Consider the following 12855-nt stretch of genomic DNA (forward strand, 5'->3'; position numbering starts at 1 on the left):
GGAGGACCCGATGTCTTCGTCCATGTCTCCGCGCTCCAATATGGCGACGCATTGAAGGAAGGTCAGAGCGTCTCCTACGATCTCGGCCAGGATCGGAAGACCGGCAAGTCGAAGGCGGAAAACGTCAGACCACTCTGATCTGCACGAGATATATTATCGCAAGAGACAGCTGATTGCGGGGCGTCCATGGAGGCGCCCGGCTTGTTTAAGACCTATACATCGCTGACGTATTCCAGGTGAAGGGCGAACCACCAGCAAATGGAGGAATTGCAAGGAGGCTTTCTTAGGCGAACCGGTTCGCCGACCGTGCCCGCGCTTTCGCGGCTACTTCATCGCGGTCGCGAGGAGGTTGAGAGGTCTCCAGCGAATTAAGCAGTTCCTTGGCGCATTTCGCGATCGACATCACCGCGTGTTCAAAAGCGGCCTCATTGCGTTTTGATGGCCTGGTGGTTCCGCTCAACTTGCGTACGAACTGAAGCGCCGCATCATGGATTTCCTCGTCCGTCGCTGGTGGATCGAAGTTGAAGAGGGGCTTGATATTTCGGCACATGCCTTGCTTTCCTTTTCGTCACGCCGCCGTTTCAAAGGGTACGGGGTATAAAAGCTAGTTCCGTGAGCGCTAATTGCAACGGACCGGGCGCCAACTCCCAGTCACCGATCACATTGAGTAGACAGCGCCGTTAACTCGGCCATGAAAAGATAGTTCACAAGCTCGCTTCTAACTCGGCCTCTACAAAGGCAGAGCTCCACGCCTACCGATTGCTTGCGAACTCAACCGATGATATTTCGACCGACCAATCCAGTTCCTGTGGCGTCAGTTTATCCGGCAAAGTCTGCAGGCCTCGATATTGGTTTAGCGCCCAGCAGTCGTCATAGGTGCCGCCAGGCTCGATAATTTTATAGCTCGTGAGGTGGTCGGAATAATACTCAATGCTGAAGCCGCGACGTTTTGCGATCAGCCGGAAGCGGACGACATCCACCTGCTGACGAGAGCCGTTGAAAAGCCGAACGAAAACGGGCCTGGCAGGATCTACGCATCCCTTAGTTCCACTGCTTGTTCCTTCTATCGAGCCGCTCGCTCCATCGCGGTTTGTTTGCTGAAAGTAGATGAAGGTCGCAACACCGCCGCCCACGACCACGAGTGCGGTGAGGGTAAGCAGCGTCGGCTTTGGAAACAGAAAGAAGAAGACGATAACGATCACCACCGCGACTATCAGCAAAATCATATGGCGGGTCTCGTTTCTTTACTTTTGTGCCGTCCTGAAGGACGCGCTGATATGAAGCCTTTGTCATCGCCTGGCTCTTGGCCGCTTGGATTAGTCGCGAACGCGATGTTTTGGTATCTCAACATGTAGGTGTTTGTCGGTTGATCTTCCAGCCGGTTAAGGGCGATCAAATGTCTGCCGGAGTGCGGGATTACTTAGCCCCGGTGTGGAGAGACATGATTTTTCCTTTTTCATTGGGATGATAGATATAGGCGGCGCAGTAACAACCGACGAAGGCCACAGGCAGACCCCATGGTTTTAATGCGATGGATGACATATGGCTTCGCAATTACGTTTCTTCTTGCCAGCATTGCCGATGTCGTTGCGGCAGACGAGCCAGATCCCTTTGACCAGTTCAATGAACGCTGCCTCAACCGGGGAACGGATTTTCAACGGACGGTCGCCGTAGCAAAGGACCGGGATTGGCCAGCACTTGCCGAGGATATGACTACAAGTCTGGTGCCGGTGGAAAATCCTGTCGCATTGGAAGGCTGGAACCTGAGCGCTGGCGAAGACGTACCATTCAGGGCGCTGGTGGTGGCACGGGCGTCCGTAGGCGACAACACCGTCGAAAGCTGCACCATGGCGTTCGCGGAAATCGATGCTGCGGCCTTCGAACGACGCCTGGTCAGCGAGACGCATGCTAAAGCGTCCGGAGAAGGGAATGGACAGGGGCGCGCCAGAAAGTTCTTCAAAGCATCGTCCCCGGAGCGCCGGGAAGCGATTACGCTCGACCTGCCGCTTTATCCGAACGGAAGCGACGAGGTCATCGTCAGCGTTGTTTCGGACCAACAGATAGAGAACTGATGCGCGTTCGATCGCAACTAACCAGGCCCGCCGAAATCGGTGAAGGCTTCCGACATCAAGCCGCTGAGGCCGCCGGGATGACTCTTGACGGTATTGCCGATGAGGCTGCCGGTATGTCGAGAAGACTCATTGCGTCCTCCTTACGTGGAGATGAGGCGTCGCGTCATCGCGACGCCTATCCATGCGATATGTGACCTCAGGATTTTAGCTTGCTGTTGCAGATGCTGTAATAGCCGCCGCCCTTCTTGATCCAGGTCAGGCCGTTCAGGCTGTTGTTGGCTTTATCGGCATTGTACTGATCGAGGCAGGTATGCATCCGGCCCTTGCCGGGTGTCTCACTCGCATATTTTGCATCGACCTTCGTTGGGAAGACCACGCCCTTCGGGACCACGGCCTTGGTTGCCGCGGGCTCGGCCGCATTCTCGGTATTGGCGGTCGTCGGCTCGTCGGTCGCGGCGGGCTTTGCGGGCGTCGCTGCAGTGGGTGCTGGTGTCGCTGCGGCGGTATCTGCTCCGCATTGCGCCTTGCGGAAGTCGTTCCACTTCATGCCATTGAGACTATTGGCTGCCTGCGCCGCTTTATATTTGGCACTGCAGTCCTGCATGGTCATTGCATCGGCGCTTGACGCGGCAATGAAGGCGCCGACACCAAGTGCTGCGGCGACCGCGAGAGAAGCAAGTCTGTACATGTTTTTCTCCTCCGATTTATTTGGCGCATGGGGTATGCGCCATGCCGGATGCCTTGAGCTTTCGGCACCCGGTCGAGCAAAAGTCGCGGAGCAATGAGGTCAATTTAGCGGCAGCGAACCGACTGCTACCCCATGCCGCAGCAAACACTAAAATGAGCTTGTTTTTCCGGTCTTTGGCGAGGGCGAGAGATTGAGAAAGGGGCCGCGCAACCCTCCGATCGCAGAGAAGCTGAGCGAAGCCTCCGAGCACCTGTAGGTACTAACGGGCGTGACGATCCCAGTCGGGGCATTGTATCGAGACACTTAAAGCCTCGGGAGGACCACCAACCCCAGATCGGTACTCCCGCTCCTGCGCGGCGGGCCGTAACCTTCCTCAAAGGTGATCAGACACCCCGCATGTTTCCCCAGAGCAGGACATGGAGCTGCGGGAGAACGCGCGCATTAAACCACCGGTCCGAGCCAACTCTGTCGACTAGCCACCGCATACGGTTGAGAATACCCTCGAGATCGATCAAGGCTTCATCTTCCACCGGCGGCGTGTGGTTGCCTGGCTGCAGGAAGATCGGAAGCTCTTTGAACTCCTTCGCGACAGACCTTGCAAACGCATAGTCAGCGTCGTCGAAGATGACGATCTTCATCGCAATCCCGGGGCCGTTGCGCGCGGCCGCCACGCAATCCTTTAGTTCGTCCAGCTTGAATTCCATACCGCTGGACGGTGGTTTGGGACTGAGGATCAAATGATCCAGCTCTGCAAACCAGTCTTGGGCGATCGATCCCTGCGTTTCCAAAGCGAACTGATAGCCATCGCGCTTTCCCCGAGCTATCAGCGGCCCGAGCGGCTGAATTGCCGGGTTTCCACCGGACAGGGAAATCGTCAGCGGACTGCCTTGAGAGAGCAACTCCACTTTCGACCAGATATCGTCGACCGTCATTGACGTCCACTCGTCGCGGAAGGCGCTGTCGACGGCATGGAGGGTATCGCACCATTCGCAGCGATAGTCGCAGCCGCCCGTTCTGACGAAGACGGTTGGAAGGCCGATGAGCGGCCCTTCCCCCTGGATCGTCGGTCCGAAGATTTCGCTGATGCGGATCTTTTGTTCCCTGCCTGTCATGGACGATATTCCGCCCATGTCTTCGGCGTCTCGCTCACCCTGACGGCAGACGTCTCGGGCAGGCGTTGCTTGCACCAGTCGTAAAAATGCCTGGCGAGCCATTCGGATGTCACCCGATCATGGCCCAGTACATCATTGAGGTGCCGGTGATCGAAGCTCTCGTCGATGTAGCGCTTGAGTGGCGAAAGCTCGTGATAATCGCGGACAAAGCCATCCTCGTTCAACTCAGAGGCGGCAAGCTCGACCTCAACTATGTAATTGTGGCCATGGAGACGCGCGCACTGGTGGTCGCCAGGAAGGTGGGACAGCTGATGCGAGGCGGAGAAATGGAATTCCTTGGTAATCCGGTACATTACTTTGCCTCATCTGCTCTGAATGCACCGGTCGCAGCAATCCAGAAATCCGGATCGTCGTAGGCGGTCGGATCCTTGACACCGGCGAGATGGAAAGCTTCACGACGCTCGACGCATGTACCACATCTCCCGCAGTGGAAACGGCCGCCCTTATAACAAGACCAGGTCTCTTCAAAAGGCGTCCGATGCTTCGCACCATCTGTGACAATGTCGGCCTTCGTGGCGTTCACATAGGGAGCGAGCAAGCTGACATCGGCATATCCCTCAAGGGCATGTTGTTGCATGACCTCAAACGACGAAATGAAGCCCGGCCGACAGTCTGGGTAGATGAAGTGGTCTCCGCCATGGACTGCAATCGCCACGGCATCTGCGTGGCGAGCAGCAGCAAGGCCGAACGCGATCGACAGCATGATGGCGTTGCGGTTCGGCACGACCGTTGCCTTCATCGTCTCTTCGGCGTAGTGCCCGTCAGGAACCTTGACATCGTCCGTAAGGGCGGAGCCGGTCAGATGCTTACCCACGTTCGATATGTCTATAATGTCGTGTGGCACGGCGAGCCTTCGTGCGCAGAGAGCCGCGAATTCCAGCTCTTTGACATGCCGTTGACCGTAGTTGAAGGAAATCAGACCGATCAGCTGGTGGTTCGCCGCAATCTTGTATGCAAGCGAAATGGAGTCGAGTCCGCCTGAGCAGACGACAAGTACTTTCATTTTAGTATCCCTTGTTTTGTTGAACCGGGTGGGCTGCGACCGGTTAGCGGGCACCTACTAAACTTCTGATGCTGCGATGTCTAGTAACTTTGCCGGCAGGAGCCGTTGAGGCCGATGCGTCCGCACAGAGCACGCGGAGCTCCTCCCCTCGAAGACGGGCTGCCGCGCAGTGTCGGGCAGAGACGAGCGGGTGATGCGTGTCTCCCATCCAGGCTTCGAAAGGAGAGTAGCCCGATCTTAATCCGGACGCTTGCGTGGTCTCAATCGCGAGGCCGCTGCGGCGCCAGCGATTGCGTCTGTGCATAGGCGAGCGGCGAACGGTTGCCGGGCAGATTTTCATCAAGGATCAGCGTCTTGATGTCGTCAGAGCGGACATCGAGCGCGATCACGCGTTCGAGCTTGTCCAACGACCAGACCGAATAGCCAAGTGCGTTCGAGTAGCCGCAATCGCATCCGCAGTCATCCCCCGGTATTTCCGTGGCCTTGACCGGGAGATACATGATCCGCGGCTTCGGGAGCTTGTAGCAATGGCCCTCATAGGCATAGCCATAGATTACACCGATGCTCTCTATCTCGACCTTGCCGGGATCGATCAGAATGAAGCAGTTGCCCACTTTAAGACTGATTTTATCCTTGCCTGCTTCAATGTCGCCATCCCGGATCGGTTTTACCTTGGCAGCTTCAGGCCGCCGCGGGGCATCCCCGGGTGGACAATATTCGTTTCGTCCATAGAGACGAACCTCGCTTGGATTGAATGGCAGATCACCTGTTCCAATGAACGGATTTTCGGAGCAGCAGCTCATTTCCCCCTCCTGTTCTGGCTCACCTCGAGCCGATGATTTCACGCCATACAAAATTTTCCTCCAGTTGCGCGGCAGCCTGTAGATCGGCAGCTGAGACGATCGCCAGCGCGGCATCCCGAAGACGCATCGTGTCCGGATCCAGCCTGTGAAGCGCAGCACCGATTGCCGCTCCCACTGAATCCCTCGCCTTGATCAAGGCGAGCTTGAAAAAGAGAGGTCTGTCCCGAAAAGCTTCCGCCGTCGTTTGCCGGAACCAGTCAAACTCGTCCTGCGTCAGATCGCGAAGATTGACTGAGAGCAGACGGTGATCGGCGCAGCCGCTGGCGACCAGTTCCCGATGATAGAGTTCGACGATCGTATCGAAGATCGCACCGAGAAGAGGCAGTGAGCGATCGTGAGCCTCGCTCGTGACTTCAGACATGCGCCGGAAGTTGGTCGCAAGGCGGATCTGCATCTCCGGGCTCGTTTCGGCGAAGCGATTGAGCTCGTTATAAAGAAGCAGATTTCCTTTCGTCCTGCGCAGCAACCGGTCGATGGCGGAATCGAAATGCAGGAACGAAATCAATGATATACTGTCCGAGATGGCCTCGGAGAATGGAAAGAAATCCGCGTCACGAGAAAGGTTGCCGGGAAGTCCCGTCTGCGAGAGCGTGATAAGATGACCGATCTCATGGGCAATTGTGTCGAAATTCAACGCGTAGGGCGACTGTTCGCCAGCCGCTTCCGAACAACCGAGTTCGATGAAGCCGAAGCCCGCATGTGCGTTGTCCCACCGAACAAAGGGAACGATTTCGAGCCGCGGATAGAAATCGGAGAAGAACCAATGCATCGGCCGGGCAAGATAATTGCGCCAGACATCCAGAACAAAATGAATGCATGCATAGGCATGGACACCGAGATAGTCGCGCGATCTTGGGTCCAGGCTATCGAAGTGGCGGTCCGGGCCTAACCGGAATGACCGCCGCCGAGGGCCGCGATAAGGGGGAAAACCGCTGAAACCATAGGGTTCCTTGTCGAACAGCGGATCTGCGACATACATCGATATGTCGCTCGGACCATCACCAATCTCGTCAGGTAATATCGACAGCCAGACACGGTCAGGCTGCTCATAACCAAGGATAAAAGGCGGCTGGGGAAATATCCAGCATCGCGTTCCAAGAGCCGGCGCGGACCTTTTAAGTGATATGTCAGGAGACAATTCCATAGCTCAACTACTCGAAGAGATGAGTTGTATGGCAATCAAACAATATTAGTAATTTCTAATTAACATTATGTCAATAGATCCAGCTTCTAGATCGCGCAGGAAAGTATTGGTTATCGTATAGGGCAACGTTGCCGGTTTTGACTTCGACAGTTCAGGAGCCAGCCGCAGTGCCAATAGAGCATCGGTTTTCTTCTGCGCGATCAGATGGCTGCGCAGCAGGACCGACTTTTCCGGCAGCCATTGCGCGGCGGCCAACACCTTTCGAAAGGATCGTTCCCGAAAGTTAAGCCGTTGAGCTGCTGCGATCCCGGCATCCATCTCGGCTTTAGAGATCAGGCCGTGACGAAAGAGCGCCTTAAAACTACGCTGAAGATCGACGAGAGCCTCGGTTAGAGGCGTGAAGCCGAGTTCGGCAGGGCCACATTGGACCGCGACCGCATCTTCCGCCGTCAGCGGCCACCGCCTGTACCAGCGATAGATGAGGCCTGCACCGATCATTCCGAATGGGTGCAGTTCGGCAGCCCGGAGCGCGCCCATGCTTGCCGCACCGATCATCACGATGCCCTGCGACAGCGCCCAGAGAATTTCCTTGTGGCGCACGGCAGGTCTGTCTTCGAAAAGACCGTCGATCAAGACCATCGCCCTCGGGCGAAATGCGTGCGCGGCAAGGATGATGTCTCCCTGCGAAACGGGCTGCAGGTATATGGCGTCGAGAATGCGCTGCGCCTCCGGCAAAGGGAGGGTCGGACCGAGAAAAACGAGTATCGGGCTGTCCGCTTTCTGATCCATCCCGGCTCACCGCTCGACTGCAAAAGGGCGCATGCCTGCAAGGATCGTGCGTACGCAATGAATGTTCGGATCGTTCTGCGAAGCGATTGGAACAGCGAGAACCGGCCCCAGTCCAGCGATAATGATCCGTTCCAGGAGATCGGCGAGGTGGGCAACCGCTGGCAAAACACCCGGAAAGTCAACCGATGGAACATTTTCGCCAAGGATGAGATCGCGCGCGTCGGCAAGCATTGTCTTGCTCGATCTCGCATAATGTTTGCGCGTCTGATCGTCGCGCGCACCCGATATCGCACCAGCGCGGGCCGCCAGTGCTTCCAGCAAGGCGCCGAACGCAGCCTGATGGAGATCAAGGCCAGCACAATAGCCTTCCGTCGGGAGGGCCAACGTGGCTTCGCCTTCGCCAGCTTCAATCGTCTGGCACCAGACGACCGGGACCAGTGCTGGCGACGGCGCATACCAGAAGGCAGCCGATATTCCATGCTCGGCGACTCGCGACAGAACATCCTGAGCTGCTGAGCCCAACTCGGACACCGGCAGCCTCATCCGGTCCATGAAGCCGTGGGTTTCGAAAGCCCAGGCCATCGCATCCCGCTCTAGGCACTCCAACAGCCCATGCTGAAACGCTCCAAAGTCTGACCGGTGGCATGCAAGGCCTGTCGTGCTGCGCAGAAATACGCCGTCACGCAGTGGTGGTGGATCGGTGTAGATCGTATGCACGAGTTCAAACGGAACGGGCGTGGGAGTGCCTGATGCCATATCGACGCCCATGATCCAGGCGATCTCGCGGTCACGCCAATTTGTGCGGGAAGCATGAAGGCAGAAACCATCGAAGGATCCAGCGCCGATCCCCAGCATTTCTGCGGTCGACAGGAAGACACGGGGGCCAGGGATCGCCTCGGCATAGAAGCGCTCGAGCGATTCCATGATTGCTCCGATTGCAGCAGCCGCTTTGCACATTCCGCGGCCGAGCGAGGTGACTTCCGACAACGCCGCCGGTCTTACGGCCTGGATAATTGGAAGCCCGATCCGGTCGAGGCCGGTCAGATCGGCGATGCGCGTGATCCGGACGCGACGGCAGAGAGGCAACAGGGAGCGGAAATAAGCCTCTGCAACTTCCGGGTCCGATTCCGGAGATATAAGAGACAAGCTTCCATCCCTGATCCCGGCATAAAACGCCGAGAGCATCTCGCTCACGCCTGCCGGGCAAACGTCAGAACTCGCCAGCAAGGCCAAGCTCCTTCACGGATCGTTGCGCCCGGTGCAGCAGGGCAATTGCGCCCTGTTCTTCCGCAATGGCAATCGCGGTCTTCAGATCAGAGAGGATAGCCGGCGTCTCCGCATTGGCGCTCGATAGCAGCAGTGCGCGACGGCGGTGAAGTTCCGCGAGCCAGTAACCATGGCCTGTCGCCCTCGCTTCACGAATAGCGTCGGTGGCGACTTCAATGGCCGCTTCATACTTGCGTGCATGGCCGAGCATGGTCGCATGCATGTAGAGATAGATCGGCAGATCGGCGACGGTTCCTAGCTCTTTCAGAAGCGCCAGGCCCGCGCGAAACATCTCATGACCGCGAGACAGGTTTTCGACATGCGCTGTCGCCCATCCGCGAAAGAGCATTGCGAGTGCCGACAGGGATTGCAGTTCATGCTTTTTCGCAAAATCACCCATCCTGCCGGAAATCTCGATCAGACGAGCATGGTCGTTGCGATAGAATGCCGATACTGCCTCGGTATCCAGCGAGTGCGCCTTGCTCGGCATATGGGCGATGCTGTCCACAAAGGCGACCATGTCGGCAAGCGCCTTGCTGGAAGCCTCGGTCTGACCCGTCAGCCAGAGGGATAGCGCCAACTGCCCGAGGCCACAGACCTTCGCATCATGGCCGCCGAAGGCATTGCGGCTCGCCTTAGCCGCCTCATCGTCGTAGAGCGCAAGCCCCGCCCGTATCGCATTTTGGGCATCCTGCTGTCTTCCGACATTAAACTCGATCGCCCAGATCGAATGATTGACCTGTAGTTCGATCTCGTGATCAGCAATTCCTGACAGCATCACCTGAACTTCACGAGCGCGACTGCGCATCTCCATGAAGTTCTGCCCGGTCAGCCACCAGCCCCAATAGACTGGAAACCACTTGGGCTGATCTTCTTTCGCTTGGCGGCGTGCGACCTCGACGCCTTTTTCGTAAAGGATTCGTGCTGGTGCCGAGTTGGGACCGACCGTTGCCGTCAGGAGCGGTCCGAGCTCGGTCAAAACCGAGAGGTACAAGCCATCGGCAGCACTTCCGGGCATGCTCTCACACAGCGCCAAGGCGCGCTCAAAATGGTGGCGAGCCTCCACCATTGCCGAACGGCTGGCATGTTCCTTTCCGGCCGTTATGAACAACGAAATCGCATGCTCCCGAAGGCCCGCGTACTCTGCGTGCTGGGCGAGTGCGCCCGCATCCAGCCAATTGGCGATCGGACGATTGCTGTTTGCGGCTGTGAACAGGCGCCGGTGAAGAAGCTGGCGTTGCGTTTTAAGCAGACCGTTATAGATCGTCTCCTGGATCAGAGCATGGCGAAAGCCATACGCGACACCACCATGAGCACGCATGCGGGTCAAAAATCCGGTCTCGCAGAGCGTTTCGGCGGCATGCAGGAGAGATTTCCTGCTCGCATCCGGCAGTAATGCGCGAAGCAGCGAAATGGTGAAACGATCACCTGCCACCGCCCCGGCGCGCGCCACGTCTCTGGCCGAACCCAGATGTTCGAGCCGAGAATCCAGGATTCCTTCGAAAGCCGAAACATGAGTGCGGGACGGATTTGGCGGCACGCGCATCATGTCTTCGGACGCGATCTCAGACGCCCACTGACATATCTCCTCGATGAACAGCGGCACACCGCCGGATATGCGTTCGGTTACTTCGAGCAGTTGCGGTAGCGCGTCCCGACGATCCCTCGGCCAGCGCGCGGCAATCGCCAGCCGCGTTTCATCGTGATCGAGCGGACCGAGCGAAATATGTTCCGGCGCGTCCCCGTCGAACATGCCGACATGGGAACCCGGCCGGCAGGTGACGATCAGCAGTATGGGAAGCGTGGGCACAAGCCGGGCCGCTTCGCGCAGTAAATGCTCGGAGGTAGGATCGATCCAGTGAATGTCCTCGACCGCAATGACCAGCGGCGTTTGCTCGCAGATGACGCTCAATGCTTTTGACAGGGCCTGTCGTGCGCGTTGCTGTATCGCCTTGGGGGAACTGTCGGAGAGAGCTTCATTGCGCCCATCCGCCCCGAGCAGATAAGAAAAAATGTCGATGACTTCGGGATCCTGGATGCCTTGGCGCGCAAACTGGGCGGCGACCATATCCATCGTCAGCCGACCGCCACCGGCGGTGTCGGACTGGGCCTGGGGAAAACTGTTGAGCAGCGGGTGAAGCGTGGAGCGAACCCCTCCTGGCAGGCATTGAAAGAGCAGCGATTTTGCGGGCCGCGTATGGATCATTTGCCGGACTTGTCGAAGCATCCGCGATTTGCCGATACCGGCCTCGCCGGTGATGACAAGGACCTTGCCCTGGCCGCCGACGGCTGATTTCCACGCTTTCCCGATCTGCTCAAGCTCCCCGACACGGCCAATGAATGTGCTGTCCAGCCTTCCGAAGGCGTGGAACCGATCGACCTCCCGTTTATGGCCGATTGCTCTCCAGACATTTTCTGGCTCCGAGAAGCCTTTCAATAAGCGGGCGCCTTCCGATACGAAGGCGTGCGAACGGCCGGCGAGGTTTCGGGTCTCGTCCGAAACCAACACGGTATTTGGCTGGGCAGCGGCCTCGAGCCGCGTCGCAAGAGCGAGTGCTGCACCCGTGACGGGCTCATGTATCCAGTTCTGCAGCTGCGCCTCCCGGATCAAGGCAACAGAGGTCGCGACGCCCACGCGCACCTGCATATCGTCGCGCCGGAGATCACGGGCGAGGCGCTGGCACGCTTCGACGATTCCAAGCCCGGCGCGGATCGCGGCCGATGCGGCATCCCTCGATCCGAGCTCGATCGGGAAAAGCGCCACTCCACCGTCCCCGGCTTCGACCCGGATGACGCCGGAATGCGCATTGATAGATTGGCGCGCCGCCTGCAGGAAGGCAGCCATCAGATCCTGATAGTCTTCGATATCCATTAGATTGAAAAGATTCGTAGAGCCGACCAGATCATAGCAAAGCGCGGTCACGACCCGCCGTTCGCCGTGATTTTCAGAAGAGCGGCTATCGCCTGTCGAGATGCTTGCAGACCGCCCTTGCTTATCGATTGGCGCGTCGCGAGTCATACGCGGCTCCTGCCCTCAGATATCGATAATCACATCTGTTCAAAGCGAACGATAACACACGTTATCCGCATTGTCGGCGGACAAATGTACGATCTCCAGCGGCTGTTTAGATTGGATCGAACGGTTAAAATGAAAGCGGCGGCCGAGAGGCCACCGCTAACGAAGTCGGGTCAATTTAACGCGCCGAAGAGCGAGTTTAAGCGACGTTTGCCTGTCGCTTCGGCAATTTCCAGCCGGGGCGAGCAAAATGGCATGTGTAGCCATTTGGAATGCGCTCGAGATAATCCTGATGTTCCGGTTCGGCTTCCCAGAAATCGCTTACGGGAACGACTTCCGTCACGACCTTGCCTGGCCAAAGGCCGGAAGCATCCACATCGGCGATCGTATCTTCGGCCGTCTGCCGCTGGTTTTCATCCGCATAGAAGATTGCCGACCGATAGCTTGCGCCAATGTCATTGCCCTGGCGATTGCGTGTTGACGGATCATGGATCTGGAAGAAGAATTCCAGAATATCGCGATAGCTTGTCTTTTGCGGATCGAAAATGATCTCAATCGCTTCGGCATGGTTGCCGTGGTTGCGGTAGGTTGCATTGGGGACTTCACCGCCCGTGTAACCGACACGCGTTGAAACAACGCCGGGCAGCCGTCGAATAAGGTCCTGCATTCCCCAGAAGCAGCCGCCAGCAAGTACTGCACGTTCTGTTGTCATGAACATGTCCTTTCCAAATGTACGCGAGATGGGCGGGAATCGTCAGGTGCGCTCCGCTGACGCCTATATGGGTATTCGGCTCAATGATCGCCAGTCCACTGCGGCGCCGTAGAGACCTTCCCTGAAACAC

At 57.6% G+C, this 12855-nt stretch carries 14 protein-coding genes; 2 read left to right on the forward strand and 12 right to left on the reverse strand.

Features of this window, described 5'->3' with window-relative positions; all coding sequences use genetic code 11:
* Nucleotides 1-138: cold-shock protein (locus AB4Z13_RS24975; RefSeq protein ID WP_442207162.1), on the forward strand; the 138-nt coding region annotated here is incomplete at its 5' end.
* A 145-nt stretch (nucleotides 139-283) separates the two neighbouring features.
* Here AB4Z13_RS24975 and AB4Z13_RS24980 read toward each other — a convergent pair.
* Both AB4Z13_RS24980 and AB4Z13_RS24985 read right to left on the reverse strand, forming a co-directional pair.
* Nucleotides 284-550, reverse strand: a complete 267-nt coding sequence (locus tag AB4Z13_RS24980) for a DUF2277 domain-containing protein (protein ID WP_442207059.1) — start codon at nucleotides 548-550, stop codon at nucleotides 284-286.
* Between the two features lie 202 nt (nucleotides 551-752).
* The gene (locus AB4Z13_RS24985) at nucleotides 753-1226 is read right to left on the reverse strand and encodes a hypothetical protein (protein WP_442207060.1); all 474 of its coding nucleotides are present in this window, start codon (nucleotides 1224-1226) and stop codon (nucleotides 753-755) included.
* Between the two features lie 291 nt (nucleotides 1227-1517).
* Here AB4Z13_RS24985 and AB4Z13_RS24990 point away from each other — a divergent pair, with 291 nt between their 5' ends.
* A complete protein-coding gene (locus AB4Z13_RS24990) occupies nucleotides 1518-2072 on the forward strand; it encodes a hypothetical protein (RefSeq protein WP_442207061.1) in 555 nt (184 codons plus the stop codon).
* Nucleotides 2073-2268: 196 nt separating this feature from the next.
* On the opposite strand, the gene AB4Z13_RS24995 is transcribed toward AB4Z13_RS24990, so the two are convergent.
* From AB4Z13_RS24995 to msrA, 10 genes are all read right to left on the reverse strand, one after another.
* Nucleotides 2269-2760 carry a hypothetical protein gene (locus AB4Z13_RS24995; RefSeq protein ID WP_442207062.1) on the reverse strand — a complete coding sequence of 164 codons (492 nt, stop codon included), beginning with the start codon at nucleotides 2758-2760 and terminating at the stop codon, nucleotides 2269-2271.
* A gap of 383 nt (nucleotides 2761-3143) precedes the next feature.
* Entirely contained in the window at nucleotides 3144-3872 is a 729-nt protein-coding gene (queE, locus tag AB4Z13_RS25000) for a 7-carboxy-7-deazaguanine synthase QueE (protein WP_442207063.1), read from the reverse strand.
* Nucleotides 3869-4225 carry a 6-carboxytetrahydropterin synthase QueD gene (queD, locus tag AB4Z13_RS25005; RefSeq protein WP_310382508.1) on the reverse strand — a complete coding sequence of 119 codons (357 nt, stop codon included), beginning with the start codon at nucleotides 4223-4225 and terminating at the stop codon, nucleotides 3869-3871. Before queD ends, queE begins: the two co-directional genes overlap by 4 nt.
* Nucleotides 4225-4935, reverse strand: coding sequence for a 7-cyano-7-deazaguanine synthase QueC (gene queC / locus AB4Z13_RS25010; protein WP_442207064.1), 711 nt, complete (start codon nucleotides 4933-4935; stop codon nucleotides 4225-4227). The genes queD and queC overlap by 1 nt, the downstream gene beginning before the upstream one ends.
* A gap of 260 nt (nucleotides 4936-5195) precedes the next feature.
* Nucleotides 5196-5738, reverse strand: coding sequence for a hypothetical protein (locus AB4Z13_RS25015; protein WP_442207163.1), 543 nt, complete (start codon nucleotides 5736-5738; stop codon nucleotides 5196-5198).
* Between the two features lie 19 nt (nucleotides 5739-5757).
* Nucleotides 5758-6942, reverse strand: a complete 1185-nt coding sequence (locus AB4Z13_RS25020) for a hypothetical protein (protein WP_113323728.1) — start codon at nucleotides 6940-6942, stop codon at nucleotides 5758-5760.
* Between the two features lie 45 nt (nucleotides 6943-6987).
* Nucleotides 6988-7731 carry a TfuA-like protein gene (locus tag AB4Z13_RS25025; protein WP_442207065.1) on the reverse strand — a complete coding sequence of 248 codons (744 nt, stop codon included), beginning with the start codon at nucleotides 7729-7731 and terminating at the stop codon, nucleotides 6988-6990.
* Between the two features lie 6 nt (nucleotides 7732-7737).
* Nucleotides 7738-8916 (reverse strand): YcaO-like family protein, encoded by a 1179-nt coding sequence (locus AB4Z13_RS25030; protein WP_442207164.1) that lies wholly within the window; start codon nucleotides 8914-8916, stop codon nucleotides 7738-7740.
* 25 nt (nucleotides 8917-8941) lie between these two features.
* A complete protein-coding gene (locus AB4Z13_RS25035) occupies nucleotides 8942-12016 on the reverse strand; it encodes an ATP-binding protein (protein WP_442207066.1) in 3075 nt (1024 codons plus the stop codon).
* 196 nt (nucleotides 12017-12212) lie between these two features.
* Nucleotides 12213-12725, reverse strand: coding sequence for a peptide-methionine (S)-S-oxide reductase MsrA (gene msrA / locus AB4Z13_RS25040; protein WP_025668763.1), 513 nt, complete (start codon nucleotides 12723-12725; stop codon nucleotides 12213-12215).
* Nucleotides 12726-12855 lie beyond the last annotated feature (130 nt).

It is taken from the genome of Rhizobium sp. YAF28 (assembly GCF_052113285.1).
Classification (GTDB): domain Bacteria; phylum Pseudomonadota; class Alphaproteobacteria; order Rhizobiales; family Rhizobiaceae; genus Rhizobium.